At 56.6% G+C, this 19,100-nt stretch carries 14 protein-coding genes; 9 read left to right on the forward strand and 5 right to left on the reverse strand.

Features of this window, described 5'->3' with window-relative positions:
• The first annotated feature begins 8 nt into the window (after positions 1-8).
• The 7 genes from hisS (at position 9) to PG722_RS05995 (ending at position 8,463) form a co-directional block, all read left to right on the forward strand.
• Positions 9-1,367 (forward strand): histidine--tRNA ligase, encoded by a 1,359-nt coding sequence (gene hisS, locus PG722_RS05965; protein WP_270579957.1) that lies wholly within the window; start codon positions 9-11, stop codon positions 1,365-1,367.
• A 101-nt stretch (positions 1,368-1,468) separates the two neighbouring features.
• Entirely contained in the window at positions 1,469-1,678 is a 210-nt protein-coding gene (locus tag PG722_RS05970) for a hypothetical protein (protein WP_270579958.1), read from the forward strand.
• Between the two features lie 12 nt (positions 1,679-1,690).
• Positions 1,691-1,876, forward strand: coding sequence for a hypothetical protein (locus PG722_RS05975; protein WP_117491003.1), 186 nt, complete (start codon positions 1,691-1,693; stop codon positions 1,874-1,876).
• Between the two features lie 40 nt (positions 1,877-1,916).
• Positions 1,917-3,728 carry an aspartate--tRNA ligase gene (gene aspS / locus PG722_RS05980; protein WP_161274072.1) on the forward strand — a complete coding sequence of 604 codons (1,812 nt, stop codon included), beginning with the start codon at positions 1,917-1,919 and terminating at the stop codon, positions 3,726-3,728.
• Positions 3,729-3,801: 73 nt separating this feature from the next.
• Positions 3,802-5,805 (forward strand): LTA synthase family protein, encoded by a 2,004-nt coding sequence (locus PG722_RS05985; protein ID WP_270579959.1) that lies wholly within the window; start codon positions 3,802-3,804, stop codon positions 5,803-5,805.
• 415 nt (positions 5,806-6,220) lie between these two features.
• Entirely contained in the window at positions 6,221-7,939 is a 1,719-nt protein-coding gene (locus PG722_RS05990; RefSeq protein ID WP_270579960.1) for a solute:sodium symporter family transporter, read from the forward strand.
• 119 nt (positions 7,940-8,058) lie between these two features.
• Positions 8,059-8,463, forward strand: coding sequence for a VOC family protein (locus tag PG722_RS05995; RefSeq protein WP_118285092.1), 405 nt, complete (start codon positions 8,059-8,061; stop codon positions 8,461-8,463).
• Between the two features lie 187 nt (positions 8,464-8,650).
• On the opposite strand, the gene iolD is transcribed toward PG722_RS05995, so the two are convergent.
• Together iolD and PG722_RS06005 are read right to left on the reverse strand one after the other, a co-directional pair.
• On the reverse strand, positions 8,651-10,612 hold the full coding sequence (gene iolD / locus PG722_RS06000; RefSeq protein WP_270579980.1) for a 3D-(3,5/4)-trihydroxycyclohexane-1,2-dione acylhydrolase (decyclizing): 1,962 nt from the start codon (positions 10,610-10,612) through the stop codon (positions 8,651-8,653).
• 341 nt (positions 10,613-10,953) lie between these two features.
• A complete protein-coding gene (locus PG722_RS06005) occupies positions 10,954-11,760 on the reverse strand; it encodes a 5-deoxy-glucuronate isomerase (RefSeq protein ID WP_110437304.1) in 807 nt (268 codons plus the stop codon).
• 369 nt (positions 11,761-12,129) lie between these two features.
• Between PG722_RS06005 and PG722_RS06010 the strand changes: the two genes are divergently transcribed.
• Complete coding sequence (locus tag PG722_RS06010) at positions 12,130-13,011, forward strand: helix-turn-helix transcriptional regulator (RefSeq protein ID WP_270579961.1); 882 nt, start codon at positions 12,130-12,132, stop codon at positions 13,009-13,011.
• Between the two features lie 1,069 nt (positions 13,012-14,080).
• On the opposite strand, the gene PG722_RS06015 is transcribed toward PG722_RS06010, so the two are convergent.
• Positions 14,081-16,297 (reverse strand): hypothetical protein, encoded by a 2,217-nt coding sequence (locus tag PG722_RS06015; protein WP_270579962.1) that lies wholly within the window; start codon positions 16,295-16,297, stop codon positions 14,081-14,083.
• A 14-nt stretch (positions 16,298-16,311) separates the two neighbouring features.
• Positions 16,312-17,085 carry a 23S rRNA (guanosine(2251)-2'-O)-methyltransferase RlmB gene (gene rlmB / locus PG722_RS06020; RefSeq protein WP_110437307.1) on the reverse strand — a complete coding sequence of 258 codons (774 nt, stop codon included), beginning with the start codon at positions 17,083-17,085 and terminating at the stop codon, positions 16,312-16,314.
• A gap of 234 nt (positions 17,086-17,319) precedes the next feature.
• Between rlmB and PG722_RS06025 the strand changes: the two genes are divergently transcribed.
• Positions 17,320-17,880 carry a hypothetical protein gene (locus PG722_RS06025; RefSeq protein ID WP_270579963.1) on the forward strand — a complete coding sequence of 187 codons (561 nt, stop codon included), beginning with the start codon at positions 17,320-17,322 and terminating at the stop codon, positions 17,878-17,880.
• Between the two features lie 61 nt (positions 17,881-17,941).
• On the opposite strand, the gene PG722_RS06030 is transcribed toward PG722_RS06025, so the two are convergent.
• A complete protein-coding gene (locus tag PG722_RS06030) occupies positions 17,942-19,036 on the reverse strand; it encodes a stalk domain-containing protein (protein WP_270579964.1) in 1,095 nt (364 codons plus the stop codon).
• Positions 19,037-19,100: the final 64 nt, after the last annotated feature.

Below are 19,100 nucleotides of genomic sequence, written 5' to 3' on the forward strand. Positions count from 1 at the left end.
AAATAGTTATGGAAAAAGTAAAACCCAGAACCTTATCCGGCTTTATGGAGCTGCTTCCGGCACCGCAGGTGCAGATGGAGCGCATCATGCAGGTACTGCGCGAAACCTATGCGCTGTACGGCTTCTATCCGCTGGATACCCCGCTGATCGAGTCCTCCGAGGTGCTGCTTGCCAAGGGCGGCGGCGAGACCGAAAAGCAGATCTACCGCTTCACCAAGGGCGACAGCGATCTGTCCCTGCGATTCGATCTGACCGTACCGCTGGCAAAGTATGTTGCCCAGCACTACGGCGAGCTGACCTTCCCGTTCCGCCGTTTCCAGATCGGCAAGGTTTACCGCGGTGAGCGCGCACAGCGCGGCCGTTTCCGCGAGTTCTATCAGGCGGACATCGACGTCATCGGTGACGGCAAGCTGGACATCATCAACGAGGCCGAGGTGCCGAGCATCATCTACAAGACGTTCACTTCGCTGGGCCTCGAGCGCTTCAAGATCCGCATCAACAACCGCAAGGTGCTCAACGGCTTCTTTGCCATCCTCGGCCTGACCGAAAAGGCCGGGGATGTGATGCGTACCATCGACAAGCTGGAGAAGATCGGCGCGGAGAAGGTAAAGACCATTCTGGTCGAAGATTTCGGCGTGGAAGCTGCTACGGCTGACGAACTGCTGAAGTTCATCGAGACGCCGGGCGGCACCGAGGGTATCCTCGCGGCGCTGGAGGGCTACAAGGGCAAGAACGAGGTATTCGACCTCGGCGCAGAGGAGCTGAAAACGGTTGCAACCTATATGCAGGCGTTCGGCGTTCCGGCTGACCACTTCGAGATCGACCTGACCATTGCCCGCGGTCTGGACTACTACACCGGCACCGTTTACGAGACCGCTATGCTCGACCATCCGGAAATCGGTTCCATCTGCTCGGGCGGCCGCTACGACAACCTTGCCGAGTATTACACCGACAAGCAGTTGCCGGGCGTTGGCATTTCCATCGGTCTGACCCGTCTGTTCTACGTTCTCGGTGAGCAGGGTTATCTGAACGACCAGATGAACAAGGCACCGGCGGACGTACTCATCCTGCCGATGACTGACGACATGGGCGCCGCTATCAAGACCGCTACCGCTCTGCGCGAGTCGGGCATCCGCACCCAGCTGTACAGCGAGCAGAAGAAGTTCAAGCACAAGATCGGCTACGCCGACAAGCTGGGCATTCCGTTCGTTATCTTCCTCGGCGAGGATGAAATTAACGCGGGCATGGTCGCTGTCAAGGATATGGAGAGCGGCGAGCAGGTCAAGGTTTCGCTTGACGAGGCAGCAAAGCTCATCCATGACGGTCTGGCGAAGAAAAACGCTGGCAAGGTCATTTGCGACAAATAATTCATTCTAATTAGTAATTAGGAATTAGTAGTTAGTAATTATTGATTGCTGACTGTTAATAGAAGGATAGGATTTTTCAACTAAATATGGAGGGATTGTTTATGAAACAGCTTGTTTACGGCGGTATTCTCATGATAACCGGTATGCTCGGTGTCATTGCGGCTATTCTGGCGCTTTCCGCGTCGATTGCCGACGGCGCTTCCATTATGTTTCTTATCGCCTTCGCTGGCATTATTTTATTTGCGATTATGGTCTTTCTCGGCTATTATGAGCACGTTCGTCCGGCGATGAAGGATAAGGATTCCGAGTAAGGAGGCCGTCTTATGGATAAACTGCGTAAGACCATCATTCGCTGCACAGGATTTCTGTGCGCTGCGATTTTTCTGGCAAACGGATTTATGATCCTGCCGATTGCGTCCCTCATTATCGGCTTTATCGCCGCTTATCTTGTGGGTTCCGACGCTGTGGAAGATGTGATCTCCACAATCAAGGAAACCGGCGATAAATAAAGAAATTGTTCAAAATACTTAGTAATAAGGATTGATAAACATGAATAACACATCTATTGCAGGCATGAAGCGCACGCATATGTGCGGCGATCTTCGCCTGGAGCACGCCGGTCAGACCGTTACCGTAAACGGCTGGGTTGACCGCGTGCGTGACAACGGCGGCGTTCTGTTCCTGCTGCTGCGCGACCGTGCGGGCATTGTACAGTGCACGTTCGACAAGTCGGTCAATGCTGACCTGTTCGACATTGCCTTCACCTGCCGCACCGAGTTCGTTGTAGCGGTAAAGGGCAAGCTGGTGGCCCGCGATGAGGCAGCCATCAACAAGAAGATGCCGACCGGCGAGGTCGAAATTATTGCCGAGGACATTCGCATTCTGTCCAAGGCTGAGACCACCCCGTTCGAGATTGACGACACCAAGGAGGTCGGTGACCAGATCCGTCTGAAGTACCGCTACCTTGACCTGCGCCGTCCGTCCATGCAGAAGAACCTGATGCTGCGCCACCGCGTAACGCAGGTTGCCCGCAACTACTTCGACGAGCACGGCTTCCTCGAGATCGAAACCCCGATGCTCACCAAGTCCACGCCGGAGGGCGCGCGCGACTACCTCGTGCCGTCCCGCGTACATCCGGGCAAGTTCTACGCCCTGCCGCAGTCCCCGCAGCAGTACAAGCAGCTGCTCATGCTGTCCGGCATGGACCGCTACATTCAGATCACCCGCTGCTTCCGCGATGAGGATCTGCGTGCTGACCGTCAGCCGGAGTTCACCCAGATCGACCTCGAGATGTCGTTCGTGGAGCAGGATGACGTTATCGCCGTCAACGAGGGTTTCCTCCAGCGCGTATTCAAGGAAGTGCTCGATGTTGACATTCAGCTGCCGCTGCCGCGCATGACCTGGCAGGACGCCATGGACAAGTACGGCTCGGACAAGCCGGACGTTCGCTTCGGCTTTGAGATCAAGGATATTTCCGACATCGCCAAGGACTGCTCGTTCAAGGTGTTCAAGGACACCGTAGCGAACGGCGGCACGGTTCGTCTTATCAACGTAAACGGCTACGCGGACAAGTTCCCGCGCAAGGAGATCGACAAGCTCGGCGAGTTCGTCAAGACCTACCGCGCAAAGGGCCTTGCATGGATGAAGCTCGCCGCAGACGGCAGCATGACTTCTTCGTTCGCCAAGTTCCTGTCCGAGGACGAGATTGCGGCCATCAAGGAGCGTGCAGGCGCCAAGGAGAACGACCTGCTGTTCGTTGTTGCCGACGCAAACTGGCAGACCGCTGCTGTCGCTCTGGGCGCGCTGCGCTGCGAGCTGGCTAAGCGTCTGGGCCTTGCCAAGAAGGACGACTTCAAGCTGCTGTGGGTCACCGAGTTCCCGCAGTTCGAGTACAGCGAGGAGGAGAACCGCCTCGTAGCCATGCACCATCCGTTCACCGCACCGATGGACGAGGATATCCCGCTGCTGGACACCGATCCGGCCAAGGTTCGTGCCAAGGCGTACGACATTATCCTCAATGGCTGTGAGCTGGGCGGCGGCTCCATTCGTATCCACGATCCCGAGCTGCAGACCAAGATGTTCGAGGCCCTCGGCTTCACCGAGGAGAAGGCCAAGGAGCAGTTCGGTCACCTGATCACTGCGTTCTCCTACGGCGCACCTCCGCACGGTGGTCTGGCTTACGGTCTGGATCGTCTGTGCATGCTGCTCGCCGGTCTGGATTCTATCCGCGACGTGATCGCCTTCCCGAAGGTTCAGAACGCGTCCGACCTGATGATGAACTGCCCGGATATCGTAGACGACAAGCAGCTGGACGATCTCTCTATCGCAGTTACCCGCGTAGAGGAAACGCCTGAGGCATAAATCCTAACGACTTGAGAAGCCGCTGCGGAAACACCACAGCGGCTTTTCCGTTTCTGCGAAAGGAGCAACTTTTTTGAGCATTGAACATAAGGTTCAAAACGAAACCGGACGAAATCCGTACCGAATCGGCACAAATGTGTTGCTGCTCGTTGCGTTTTTCCTGCTGTTCCATCCCCTGCTGAGCAGGGGCTCGCTGATGTATCAGCCGACCATCTCGCACTGGCTGACCGCAGGCGCATTCGTGCCGCTGGTGCTGCGTCCGTGGCGCCGCAACCACCCGTTTGCGGAAAATCACACGCGGCTGTACACGGCGGTTCTGCTCGTGCATGACGTGCTGCTGTTCCTGTCTGCGGCGGCTGTCAGCCTGATCCTGGTGGAATACATGGTCAAGGGCTGCGTCATCACACTCAAGCAGTCGTTTTTTCAGGGCTGGATCTGCTATGTGGCGGTTTACGCCGCGGCGTATCTGATCTGCGGCAACGTGCGTATCGGCGTATGCCTCGGCATGGCAATTTCGATGATCCACGGCATGATCGACCACTACGTTATGCTGTTCCGCGGCACGCCTGTCATGCTGAGCGACATTGCCGCCATCGGCACGGCAGCCAACGTGTCCAAGGGCTACTCTGCACCGATAGAGCTTTCCGTGCTCCGCGCCGCGGCGGCGGCTGTGCTGTTCTGCGTGAGCGTGTGCCTGATGCAGCGCAGCTTCAAGGTGCACAAGCGCTGGTACTTCCGCAGACTGTTTTCGCTGCCGTGTGTGCTCGTGCTGGCGTTCATCGCCTACACCGGCATCCAGACGGTCGGCACCGGACTGGCGTTCTGGCAGTCCAGCCGCCAGTACAGCGAGATTTTCTACTTCCTGCGCTGCGCGACCAGCTCGTTTGTCAAGCAGCCGGAGGGTTACAGCGCGGACGCGCTTTCTGCCGCACAGAGCGAATTTACCGGCAAACAGGGCACGAAAACGCCCAATCTGATCGTGATTATGAACGAATCCTTCTCGGATCTCGGCTCGGTCGGTACGCTTGAGACCAACGAGGACCCCATGCCGTATGTGCACAAGCTGATGCAGGGGCAGGAGAACACCATCAGCGGTCAGCTGACCGTTTCGACCTTCGGCGGCGGCACCGCCAACACCGAGCTGGAGTTCCTCACCGGCGATTCAATGGCGTTCCTGCCGTACAACTGCTCGGCGTATCAGGTGTTCATCAAGAGCGAAATGCCCAATCTGACCTCGGGTCTGGATTCGCTCGGCTACCAGACGGCGGCGATTCATCCCTATCTGTCCACCTCGTGGAACCGCACGAACGTCTACCGCTTCTTCGGCTTTGAAGCGCAGTATTATCAGGACGATTTCGCCGCTGACGCCAGTCGTGTGCGCGATTTTATCAGCGACAGCGCAAGCTACAAGAAGATTTTCGAGCTGTACGAGAACAAGAGGGAAAACACGCCGCTGTTCGTGTTCAACGTAACGATGCAGAACCACGGCGGCTACGACTGGGACGGCGACGGTTACTTCGACAAGCGCATCTGCCTCACCGGTAAGGAGCAGGACAAGTACCCGACGGTTGACCAGTACCTGTCTCTCGTGCGGTACAGCGACGACGCCGTGCAGGAGCTGATCAGCTACTTCTCCAAGGTGGATGAGCCGACGGCAATCGTGTTCTTCGGCGACCACCAGCCCAATCTGCCGGAGGACTTTTACAACACCCTGCTCGAGAGTCAGCGCGGCGATCTCTCGGATGCCGAGCTGCGCCAGAAAAAGATGGTAACGCCGTTCTTCATCTGGGCGAACTACGACATCAAGGAGCAGACAAACATGCAGATCAGCGCGAACTATCTGTCCGCGTATGCGCTGAACGCACTCGGCTGCTCGACCTCGGGCTTTGACCAGATGCGCCTTGCCCTGCAGCAGCAGATTCCGGTGATGAACGTCAACGGCTACCGCCTGCCGGACGGCACCTGGTATCCGCAGAGCGAACAGCCGGAAAACGACCTGCTGAACGATTATCACAATGCGGAATATGCGCAGATTTTTGACGCAAAAAATCGCAGCGATGAATGGTATACACCGTAATTCCGTGCAAAATCCCCACTTTATGTGGGGATTTTTCCTTGTAAAAAAGATACAGTTTTACGAATTTTTTTGTTGTTCCTGATAATTTTTTAACGTTCACTTTGTAAATCTGCGTTCAGTTAACGTCGAAATGCACAAATACACCTTCTTGTTTATGTGCAAGTATCCAAAGTGCGAAAAAAGTAAAAAAAATGCTTTGCTATAGTTCTTATATAGTGTTAAAATAACTTTCGGACAAGCGGCAACGCGGTTTGCCCATTTAACAGATCTTCAGTCCTTCGATTGACGGTCTTGTTTTTTGGGATCTTGCGGGCACGCGCACGCAAGCGCAAATCGGTGCTGTACATTCACGAAGTTCCGGTGGATTTTGAGGGATCTCCGCCGGGACACGAAATTTTTACAAGGGGAGAAAAAGATGAACTTCGTAAACTCCATGGCGTTTACCGCGATCACCTTCGTGGCGTTCACGGCACTCGTCGCACTCATCTCGTGGTGGAAAACCCGTGGTGACAACCTCGACACGCAGGACGGCTACTATCTCGGCGGCCGCAGCCTGACCGGCCCGGTCATCGCCGGTTCTCTGCTGATGACCAACCTTTCCGCAGAACAGCTCGTTGGCAACAACGGTCAGGCAGTTCGCGTCGGCATGTCCACCATGGGCTGGGAGGTAACCTCTGCAATCGCTCTGGTAATCCTCGCATTCGTACTGATGCCGAAGTACCTGAAGACCGGTCTGACCACCGTTCCGCAGTTCTTTGAGCAGCGCTACGACGAAGGCACCCGCCGTCTGGTTTCCATCATCGTACTGCTCAGCTACGTTGTAATCATGCTGCCGAACATCCTGTACGCAGGCGCACAGGTATTCGTAAACATCTTCGGCATTGACAAGATGTTTGGTATTTCCCGTTTCGCAGCAATCGCAATCGTATGTGTTGCAACCGCAATCATCGGTTCTATCTACGCCATCTTCGGCGGCCTGAAGGCAATCGCACTGTCCGACTCCATCAACGGCCTCGGCCTGATCGTCGGCGGCCTGCTGGTTCCGGTATTCGGCTTCATGTTCCTGTCCGGCCAGCTCGGCGGCGACGGCTCCTTCGTGGACGGCTTCGACAAGTTCCTGCACACCAATCCGTCCTACCTGAACGCCATCAACGAGATTAACACCCCGGAGCCGTGGCTCCCGTGGCCGCTGCTGTTCACCGGTCTGCTGGTCAACAACATGTACTACTGGGCAACCAACCAGTCCATCATCCAGCGTACCTTCGGTGCTAAGAACCTGAAGGAAGCACAGAAGGGCGCCGTATTTGCAGGCTTCCTCAAGATCATGACTCCGCTGATCATCGTTGTTCCGGGCGTTATCTGCGCACTGGCTTACCCGGGCATGGACTGGGGTTCCGGCGACTCCGCTTACCCGATGCTGGTAGCACAGGTTATGCCGAAGCCGATCCTGGGCTTCTTCGCTGCTGTAATGTTCGGCGCGATCCTGTCCTCCTTCAACTCGGTACTGAACTCCGCATCCACCATCTACGCACTCGACATTCACCGTCCGCTGTTCAACCCGACCGCATCCGATGCCCGCATGGTTAAGATCGGTCAGAACTTCGGTACTGTAGTAGCAGTTGTTTCCACCATCATGTCCCCGTTCATGCTGTACATGGGCGGCATCACGAGCTTCGTAAACTCTGCTTTCGCTGCGTTCAACACCCCGATCTTTGTTTGCCTGCTGTGCGGCTTCTTCTGGAAGAAGGTTCCGGCTATCGCTGCTAAGATCGTCATCCCGGTACACGTTGTTCTGTACTTCATTCTCCAGTTCGGTCTGCGCAACGTAATCCCGGCACTGAACAACATCCACTACCTGTACTTCACCGCGATCCTGTTCGTATTCGACATGCTGCTGATGTGGGTAATCGTTAAGAAGCATCCGCGTGCAACCGATTTCGAGCTGAAGGACGTAGGCGCTGTAGATCTGACCCCGTGGAAGAACGGCAAGATCTGGGCTACCGTTACCCTGCTGATCATGGTTCTGGCTTATGTAATCTTCTCTCCCCTTGGCTTCGGCAAGAGCGAGAAGACCACCTACCAGAACTACCTCGAGAATCAGACCACTGCTTCTGTTTCCGATTCTGTTCAGTAATGCAACTCAAAACGACCGTCTTTCGACGGTCGTTTTTTTATGCCTATCCCCTATGCAAATCCGCAAAAACGTGCTATGCTAATACTAAGGCGAGAACGCCCGCACAAGGAGGAATCACCATGAAGGAACACTATAAAGGTATCGGCCATATTGCGATCTACACCGTAGATATGGACCAGAGCATTGCATTTTACGAGATGATCGGCGGCAGTGTATTCAAGCGCGACGGCGTAGAGACGCCGGAAGGCCTGAAGAAGCTGGCGCTCGTTGAATTCGGCGGCTTCCTGCTCGAGCTGATCGAGCCGCCCGCAGGCACGCTCGTGCCGTCCGGCGAGGGCAGCATCCCGCACTTCGCAGTCTACGTTGACGACCTCGACAAGACCGCGGCTGACCTCAAGGCGGCAGGCGTTATCAGCTTCACCGCACCGGAGAAGAAGGTGCTGCCGAATACCTTCGGCGGCCTGCAGAACTGGTTCTTTACCGGTCCGTCCGGTGAGCAGATCGAGCTGCTGCAGATGCTGTAAAAAAGAACTCCTCCCGTCTGAAGCGATGGGAGGAGTTCTTTTATTCTATATCGGTACTGCAGGGCGGGCTGAGCGCAAGGATAGCGCCATTTCCCATTTCCCATTCAGCATACTTGAAACCGTAAAAAAGCTCCCAACCTCACGGTTGGGAGCTTTCGTAAACCTAAAGCGAGTTTATCGCGCGCTATTAATAGTGGCGGGACTCGAACAGGTGATCCTCGATGCGCTTGCGGGCAGCCTGAACCTCAGCCTTCTGAGATACCTCAGCTACGCCTACACGCCACCAAGCCTCGTAACCTGCGGACATGGTCTTCGGCAGAACCTTCATGTCAATCAGGGTGGAAACGGTCTGCTTCTTAGCGTCCTCGATTGCAGCCTTCAGCTCGTCAAGAGTCTTAACGGTGTAGGTCTTGCAGCCGTAAGCAGCGCCGATTGCAGCGTAATCTACCTGGATTACCTTGCCCTTGTGTACGCCGTTGGTTACGCCTTCCTCAAGCATGTTCTTCTCGGTGCAGATGGAAGCGTTGCCGTTGGAAACCTCGAGGTTGTTGATGCAGCCGAAGGAAGCGTTATCGAACAGCATTACGTTGATCTTGTGGCCCATCTGAACCGAAGTGATCAGCTCAGAGTGCAGCATGTCGAAGGAACCGTCGCCGCACATAGCGTAAACTTCCTGATCCGGGCAAGCGATCTTAGCGCCCAGAGCAGAAGCAACCTCGTAACCCATGCAGGAGTAACCGTACTCCATGTGGTAGGTGTTCTCCTTGCGGGCACGCCACAGACCCTGCATGTCGCCCGGCAGAGAGCCTGCTGCAGCACATACGATAGCGTTGTCATCGATCATGTGGTTGATGGTGCCCAGAACGGTGGTCTGGCACAGCTTGCAGCCGGTATCCTCGATGTACTTCTCAACGCACTCACGGTTGTCGTCGTTGCACTCCGGGGTGAAGTGCTCCGGATCGGTGTACTCAACCTTGTCCAGACGCTCAACCTCAGTCCACCACTCCTTGCGCAGAGCAGCAACCTCCTCAGCGTAAGCCTTATCGGTGTGGTAGCCGATCTTAGCCAGCTCCTCACCAATTGCGGTCAGAGCCTCGTTTGCGTCAGCAACGACCGGAGTAGCGTCCATCTTGTAAGCCTGGAACTCGGACGGGTTGATGTTGACGAACTTAGCGTCGGTGCGGTACAGCCACTTGGAAGCGGTGGTGAAGTCGGTGTAACGGGTGCCAACGCCGATGACAACGTCAGCCTCGTGCGCCAGCTTGTTTGCAGCGATGCCGCCGGTGGTGCCCAGACCGCCGAGGTTCAGCTCGTGATCCCAAACAACAGCGGACTTGCCGGCCTGGGTCTCGCCGAATGCGATGCCGAAGTCCTCAGCGAACTTCTTGAATACCTTGTGTGCCTCAGCATAACGAACGCCGCCGCCGCAGATCAGGAGCGGCTTCTTTGCGTTCTTGATGACCTCAACAGCCTTGTCCAGAGCGTACTTGGTAATCGGACGGCGGTCAACGCGCCATACGCGCTTCTTGAAGAAGTCAACCGGGTAATCGTATGCTTCAGCCTGAACGTCCTGCGGCAGAGAAATTGCAACAGCACCGGTGTTAGCGGTATCGGTCAGAACACGCATAGCGGAGATCATGTCGGTCATAACCTGCTCCGGACGGTTGATACGGCCCCAGTACTTGGTAACAGCCTGGAAAGCATCATGAGCGGAGATGGACAGGTTCTGCGGCTGCTCCATCTGCTGGAGAACCGGGTCCGGCTGACGGGAAGCGTAGATGTCGCCCGGCAGGATCAGGACCGGAATGTTGTTAGCGGTAGCGGTTGCAGCAGCGGTAACCATGTTGCACGCGCCGGGGCCTACGGAAGAGGTGCAGGCGAAGATGGACTTGCGGCGCATCTGCTTAGCGTAGCCAACTGCAGCCAGAGCCATGCCCTGCTCGTTCTTGCCCTGGTAAACAACCATGTCCTTGAGCTCCTGCTCAACGCCGTTAGCGAAGCCAACTACGTTGCCGTGGCCCGGCAGCATGAAGATGCCCTTAACGAACTTGTGCTCCTGCTCGTTGCCATCCATATCAATGTAGCTGATATACTGGTTCTCGAGGAAGCGAACGAGTGCCTGAGACGCAGTCAGACGAACGGTTTCCATATGAATCATGTTGGAAATCCTCCTAAATAGAATACAAATAATAATGAATCAAAGCCAGTCTCCAACAAGCCTTGACTTAGCACCCTCCCTCTCCAAAAGGAGGGGCAAGGGAACCATAGGTTCCCAAACGCACGAGACAGGTCTCGTGCCTGCCGCGCGCACGCGGCAGATGCAGTTCCTTATCAAAGTCCAGCTCCGCCGGACTTTGATACCCCTGCCTCGGGACACCGTGTCCCGAGCCTCGTCCGCCGTGCGGACGAGAGGGGGGTATCGAAAAAAGTTTCTACGGAACTTTTTTCGTATATAGGGGGGACAGCGTCCCCCCTATACTCCGGCAGGCTTTAGTTGCCGCTCGGGCAGTGCCAGATATGATCGTTGGCATCGTCCTCAAGCAGCCACAGGTGCTCCTCGTCGTCGATGCGGGTCTTGTCCCACGGGTTGCCCGGCAGATGACGGATGCCCCATGCGTAGCAGCAGGAGTAGCCCGGTGCGGTTACCTGAGAGTGCATCTTGTCGGTGATGATAGCGAGGCCGTTGTGATGGGTCTCGTAAATCTCGCCGTTGCCCCAGCCAGCGCCGAAGCCCATCGGCTTGTCGAAGCGGTAGAAGTAGCACTCCGGCTGCGGATGATGATGCGGCGGGTAAGAGGACCACTTGCCCGGCAGGTTGACAACCTCGCCCAGTACCATGTTGGAGTACGGCGCGTTGTCCAGATCGAAGCAGGTGCGTACATCACGCTTGATGCAGCCCATCAGCTCGCCCTTGTTGCCGCGTGCCCAGGTATCGGTGTCTTCCGGCTTGTACATCTTGCTCGGGAAGGTCTTTTCGTTCAAAGTCTTCTGGATGTAGATGTTGCACGGACCGTGCGCGATGATCTCGAACTTTACGCCCTTGCAAACGTGCAGGCAGGACGGGTTGTAATCGAACGGATTCGGACGGTCTACGTCGTAGGACTCATTCTCCCACTTGATGGTGCACTTGCCGTCGAATACCAGTGCTGCAACTTCCTTTTCAGGCTCCTCGCAGCTCCAGGTGTCGCCGTCTTCCATCACGAGGAGAGCAACGTCCATCATGGCATCCTTGCCGATGCCTTCGTCAAGACGGATGTACTCGTTGTATCCGCGCTTGACCTGCTTATCCATGTACATAGGAATTCCCTCCAAAAAATAATTTTTTGGTGCGGTGACCGGTATATCCCACCCGATCACGCAGATTCAGCTGTGTAAAACAGCCTATCTGTTATCATTATACCACGCCATAGCAGCCAGTTTCAACCACTCATTGAACGGATTCGGCGCGGTGCGGAAAGGCTTTGGCATTCAGCACAAAAATCCAAGCGGATTTTCTCGCAAATGATACAACAAAAATACGATTGGTTTATGTCGCACTCTTGCCTTCCCTTCCTTTTTCATCTATAATTATAGCAGATATTCAAAGGATTGCTTGCAATTTCTTCAGCAGTAATAACACGATTTTAAGGTATGCACGCAGCGTGTGCATCAGAAAGGATTTTCGCCATGGATGCAGCCCGCCGAGAGAAAAAAGAGCACGGCACACTTGCGTTTCCGTTCCAGATCTACCCCGCGCTGGACGGCAGCGAGGCCGATGACAGCGATTTCATCCCCTATCACTGGCACCCGGAGCTGGAAATCATCACGGTGGACGCGGGCCACGTTTCGCTCACCATCGCTGACCACACCTACGAGGGCACGCACGGCGATGTGTTCTTCGCCGCCGGTGAGGAATTGCACGAAATTCGTGCCGCCGGACGGGAAAATCAGTTCCGCTCGTTCGTGTTTGCGGCGGATTTCCTTCAGTTTTCGCGCGCCGACCAGAGCGAATTCGCGCTGCTGTCGCCGCTCGCCGAGGGACGGCTGCGATTCGGCACCTGTATTCGCGCCGGTGAACCCGGGCAGAACGAAATCCGTACGCTGCTCGCACAGATCGTGCGCGCGTGGCAGGTGCAGGCGCCCGGCTGTCAGCTTGCCGTGAAAGCCGCGCTGCTCGGCATTGTGGCGGTGTGCGCGCAGTACGACAGACTCATCGGACATCAAATGCGCCCGGGCGCGGACTATAAGGCGCAGCAGCTCAAGGAGATCGTCGGCTACCTCGGTGAGCATTTCACCGAACCGCTCTCGCTGTCGGCGGTTGCAGCGGAGTTTGGATTGTCGCCGCAGTATTTCAGCACCTTTTTCCGGGATAATTTCGGAAGGACCTTCACCCAGCATATCAATTCCCTGCGAATCGAGCAGGCGGCGCGTCTGCTCCGTGAGACCGATCTGCCGGTCATGGAGGTCGGGTTTCGCGTTGGATTTGATAATTTCAGCTACTTTATCAAGCGGTTTCGGCTTGTGTATGGCGTTTCGCCGTCGCATTATCGGAAAAACAGTTTAACTTAAACACGAGACTTGTTTTCTGCACTGGCTGAGCGGGGTGCTCGAACTGCGTCAGCAGGTTCGCCCTAACGGGGCGGCTCCTTTCTCTGCACCGGCTGAGCGGGGCACGCGAACTGCGTTAGCGGGTTCGCCCCTAACGGGCGGAGAGTTTTCCGCTGAACCTCAGCAGGGATTCGCCGTCTGCGGACGGCGGGAACGTGCCGCGCCCCGCGGCAGGGGCAAAAAGGAAGGACAACCTGCGGTTTTCCTTCCTCTTTGAACTCCTACCTTTCCCTTGGAGGGTCTGGCGCAGATTGCCTACATGTGACCGCTGCGAAAAGGGGTACGGCAGAGGATTTTTTCTTCCGTGTTTTTCTTAACCTATTCGCAGGGTCAGATAGTGTTCTGCTACACATACGGTTAAATCTGCGCAGGCGCGGCATAGCAGTGCCGCGCAAGTCGTAAGTCTGGAGTTTGCGGACAGCACCTACGGATTAAGCGTTCGGTACAATTTATCCTCGTAGGTGCTGTCTATCATAACGCGCTAAAGAATTGCGCGGCACTGCTATGCCGCGCCTGCGAAGACTTTCCGGTCTGTGTAGCAGTACGCTGTCTGTGAACTGCGAATATTTCACGAAAGACACGCTGTGGTAACCCGACTGCCGTTCCCCTATTTTCGAAGCGGTCGCATATCGGCAATCTGCGCCAGGCTAAGAAATAAAAGGAAGTGGGAGTTAAGAGGGTAGAAACCTTGGTGTCTACCCTCTTGCCCCGCCGCGGGGAGCGGCACGTTCCCGCCGTCCGCAGACGGCGAATCCCCTCGCTGAATCTCAGCGAAAAACTCCCCGCCCGTTAGGGACGAACACGCCTGCGGCAGTTCGCGCACCCCAGTCAGCCGGTGCTGAAAAAAGGCTGCCGCCCGTCAGGGGCGAACCCGCCTGCGGCAGTTCGCGCACCCCGCTCAGCCGGTGCAGAGAAAAAGGCTGCCGCCCGGACAGGGCAAACCCGCTGATGCCGCTCGTGTCCCCCGCCTAATTACTGCCAGAAAACGCAAAAACCTCCGTATGAACCATACGGAGGTTTTTTCTATGTCTTATCTCGTCTGCTGGGTGATAATAAACACCGGAATGTACCAAATAAGCTGATACAGCAGGATATTCATCACCGGAAGCGCGTCTGCGGCGTTCTGGTACAGCAGGTAGAACACGATCAGCATACCAAGCAGGCCAGCGAACGTGCCGAGCGTCAGCGCCGAACGGACGGCGCCCGCCAGCTTATCCGCGCCGCGGAGCACCTGCATGAACGGACCGGCACCCTCGCGGGTGAGGATAGCTGCCGGTGCATCGCCCTTGGCGTAATTCGGATTCAGCAGACGATCCACGCCTGCCGGGTCCGGCTGGTCGGCAAAGCCGCGTCGAAGGTCAAACTCCTCCTCAATCATCGCCGGAGAGATATTGAAATCACGAACAGCGAGGACCGCATTCATGTGCATGCGGCGCATGAGGCGCATCGCCTTATAGGTATTCTTGGTGGTCTGGTAACGCATGGTCAGCACGCCTGCGAGCGCGTTATCCACAACCAGATACATGTTGATCTGACCCTTATGGCCGGATTCGATCGGAACGCCCATCTTGACCATGAGCGCTGCCGTGCCGAGCACGATGCGGCTGGTGCCGACAGCGCCGGTTACACCGCCCTCGACCAGACGCACGTCACGCGCGGTGAAGGTGATGCCGAAGCGCTCTTTCGTGGTATCGGTCAGCACGCGGCCCAGCTCCAGACCGGCGGATTCGGTCAGCGCGGCTGCACAGCCGAGAATCTGCTCGTCCGTGATACGGCCCAGATTGTCGATGGCCTCAAGCTCGATCGAGCCGGTCGGGAACAGATCGTTCTCGAGCAGCATGACCTTCTCCGTGCCGCGCAGCAGGTTAGCCTGACGCGCACCCGCAATGGCTGCACCCGAGCGCAGCAGGCGGCTTGCGGTGTTCTTGTAGCTTGCGCCGAACGCGCACAGCAGACCGATCGGCGCGGACACCGACAGGATTGCCGAGAACGCCCAGAAGAAGCGCACCGGCTCGCCGCAGTTGAACGAAGCGACCAGCGACAGGATGATTGCGAGCGCCAGTGCAATCGGCGTATAGATGAGCGAGAAGCGGTCAACCGTGTCCGGGCGCTCGATCTCGGTCAGGAACGAGCTTGCGTCGTACAGCGGGCACTTGACGGCATTGCACGCGTCAATATCGCTGTCGTAGTGGCTGTAAACCGCCAGCGGCTGCTCTGCCTCGCAGACGGCACGATAGGAACGCGCCTGCGCCAGACTGCGGCCGCGTGCCTCACGCATTTCGGCGTAAAGCAGAAGGATGGAAACCGCCGTGTACGGTACGGCGACGCCGCCCTGATCCGGAAATACCAGCAGAGAGGCACAGTGCAGCAGCGATGCCAGCGCCGCGAACGACACGAGCGTGCCGCGTGCCGGACGGCCATGCAGCAGCGAGGAAAAGCCGTTGCCGAACACGTCAATACCGATCAGCAGCGCCAGGATCTGCAGAGCAGCCAGTGCGCCGATGCCGATGGTCGGATTCTGCAGAATATCGAGCACGACCGGAAGCGGCAGTGCCTTAAAGCTCGGTGCAAAGCTGAGATACGCGGCAGCTGCGGCAAGGATCAGCACCAGCAGCGACCGGAACGACAGAATGCCCGAACGGCGGCGTGCCGCGTGCATAGCTACCTCGGGATCGACCAGCTTGATATCTTCCTCTTCCTCGGCCTGATCGGCGGCAATGCGTGCCGCTCTTGCCTGCTTGCGCGAGATGCTTGCCTTGCGGCTTGCTTCCTCGGCAGCAGCTTCTTCCACGATCTCCTGCTGCTCGGCAGCCTTCTCGGCAGCTTCCTTTTCTGCCAGCTTGGCCTCGCGGCGTGCCTGCCGCTCTGCGATCTTCTGCGCGGTCCTGCGCTCACGCTCTTCCATTTTCTGCTCGCGCGCCGCGATGCGCGCTTCGCGCGCTTCTTCAACGGACTCGTGTTCGGCGGCTGCGGCGGCGGTCTCTGCGGCCTTCTTTGCCGTTTTATCCTTCTTATTTCTGGGAGCCGTCTGCGGCTCCTCTGCCTTGGTCTCTGCCGCCGGTGCGGGCTGCGGCTCGACCGGCTTTTCCGGCTCTGCCGATGCCTTAGGCATTGGCTCTGCCGCCTTTGCGGGCGCCTGACCGGACACCTCGGCGATGATGGAATCCAGATCAAATTCATCGGTATCCGGTACGTCGCTGAGCATATTTTTCAGCGATTCCAGATCCATATCGTCTTTTCTATCCATGTTCACTTCCCCCCTTAATTGCCCTGTGTACGTCGGCGAAGCGCCTCAAACAGCAGCACAGCCGCCGCGTTGGATGCGTTCAGCGAATTGACACGGCCTCTCATCGGGATGCTGACGATGTAGTCGCACTTGTCGCGGGTCAGGCGGCTGAGCCCCTGTCCTTCCGAGCCGATGATGATGGCGGTCGGGCGGTCAAACGGTGCGTCATACAGGCCGACCGTACCGTCAGCCTCCGCGCCGAACAGCCATACACCGCGTTCCTTGAGTTCATCGAGCGTGGACGCAAGGTTGTTTGCCTTATGTACGCCGACATACGCGAGTGCACCCGCTGCCGAACGAGCGACAGCCGCGGTCAGACCGACAGCTCTGCGCTTCGGGATGATAACGCCGTGTGCACCTGCGGTCTCTGCCGAACGGATGATCGCACCCAGATTATGCGGGTCCTCGATGCCGTCGCAGACAACGATGAGCGGCACCTCACTGCGCTCCTCGGCGACGCGGAAAATATCGTCGAGCGAGACGTACTCCTGTGCCGCCGCCTGTGCGATAACGCCCTGATGGTTGCCGGTCGGGCTCATGCCGTCCAGCTTGCGCCGGTCGCAGGTGACGACCGGAACGCGATGCCTGCGCGCTTCTGCCGCCACATCACCGATGTGTGCGCCTTCGGCCACAAACACCTTATCCACTGCACGGCCTGCGCGCAGCGTTTCGAGGACGGCGTTGCGTCCCTCGATCAGCGTGCCGTCATCCTCGACCGGAGGACGGCGTCTGTTTTTTTCATATGCCATAAATTTTTACGCTCCAAAATGAGAAATAACTTTGCATATCCTCAGATACTTTCAGTTAGTTTCATTATACACACTTCCCGACTGTTTTTCAATGTTAGACACGAAAATTATACAAACATCGCCGCAAAAGTGCTGCCATAAGTTCGACAGATATCGACAATTCGCTCTGTCGCATTTACACAGCCAGATTTTAGGCGATACAATGAAACCGGACTGAAAGGAGCGAGGACATCCATGGATGGCAAAAAATTTGACAAAAACACGCTGAAAACACTTGTAATCGCGGCTTCTCTGCTGCTGAACTGTGTTTTAGGCGGTGCATCGTACACCTATTATCATCATCTGGCGGAGCAGATGAACGAGACCGCTTCCCTGCAGTCGCAGGTAATCCATCTGGAAGGCTCGGTCTCCGACCTGCAGGCGCAGGCGGACGAATCCCAGCCGACCATTGACGGTTTGAAAGCGCAGGTGGCTTCGCTCACCGAGGAGAAGAACGGCCTGCAAAGTCAGGTGGACACGCTCACGAGCCAGAAGGCGGATTTACAGAAACAGGTGGATACGCTCAAAGCAGGTGCATCGAGCGGTTCGTCCTCCGGCGGTTCCTCGAGTGACAGTTCGTCCGTCCCGGCAGCTTACAGCAGCTCGGACGACCAGAGCGAAACGGTTTACGTCACGAACACCGGCTCTAAATATCACAGCGCCGGCTGCCGGTATTTGAAGAAAAGCCAGATTCCAATGTCGCTTTCCGAGGCCAAGCGGCAGGGTTACACGGCCTGCTCGGTCTGCGGCGGATAACATGAAAAAGAAGCTGAGATTTTGTCTCAGCTTCTTTTGTTTGCCTGTTATTGTTTGCCTGTTAGAATAATCTGTCCATATTCTGCCGCAGCATGCGAACCATACGTTCGCAGTCGAGCATGGTATCATCCGCGCCGAACATAACGGCGGTCTGATCGACTACGCTCGTATCCGGATTGCTGCTGCCGACCACGACCCGACCGTTCTTTACACGATCCATTACGGTATCCGCGTTATTGATGAGGAAATCCAGTTCGTTCATCAGGCTGCTGTTGTAGTAGCGAATCGGGTTGGCCTGCTCGGTCATGCCGCTGCGGATGGTCTGCGCCTTGCGCTTGATGGAATCCAGAGCCGCCATAGCAGCCGCCTTATCGGTAATCACATAGTCGGTATAACTGCCGTTTTTCACCGCAGAATCGCAATTCTCGAACTTTTGCGTATCCGTTCGCATATCGAGCAGCTGCTTCATGAGGTTCGTCGCGTAGGCTTCCATTTCGGCGCGTTTGCTGTCCGAAAGCGGCATGCGCAGGAAGATGGCATTCACGTCGTTCTCCGCCTTGGCGCTGTACCACGTTACATCCATGCCGGTCAGCTCACCGATGTTGCGCAGCGGCAGATAGATGGAGTTTGCGTAGAAGAGCGGATAAATCGTCTCGCCCTTCTGGTTTTTGAAGGTCTGCTGTTTGCCGTCCACGAGCACCTTCACGCCCTTATCGAGCGTAGCCGTGCCGGTCGCACCGACATATTTCACGTCTTCTTTGTGGTACGCGTCATCATCCGCACACGGATACGACTTTTCCGTAGTACCCGACAGGAATACCGTGCGCGATGCACTGTCCCACGAGATATTTTTGCCCATCCAGCGGCCAACCGTGCGCAGCGGCATATAGGTCGAGCCGTTGTAGCTCAGCGCCGTGTAAACCGTCTTGCCGTCCTCGCTCGGGAAAGCAGCCGGAATGCCCTCTACATAGATGTCCGCGCTCTGCGGATTGATTTTTACGGCGGTGCGGGTCTGCGCCGTATTCTGTGCAGCTGCCTGCACCGTACCCGACGGTATATAGGTCTGCACATTTGCTGCGCCTGCGCTCATCATCAGTGCGGACGCCATCAGGCAGCCCGCGAGTGTGCCGCTTACGATTTTCTTGAACTTAGTCATAATTGCCCCTCCACATAATAAAATACAGTTTTTTCTATCCATACCTATGGTATACAACAAAAAT

This window comes from Butyricicoccus sp. OF27-2pH9A, from assembly GCF_027693185.1.
Lineage (GTDB): Bacteria > Bacillota > Clostridia > Oscillospirales > Butyricicoccaceae > Agathobaculum > Agathobaculum butyriciproducens.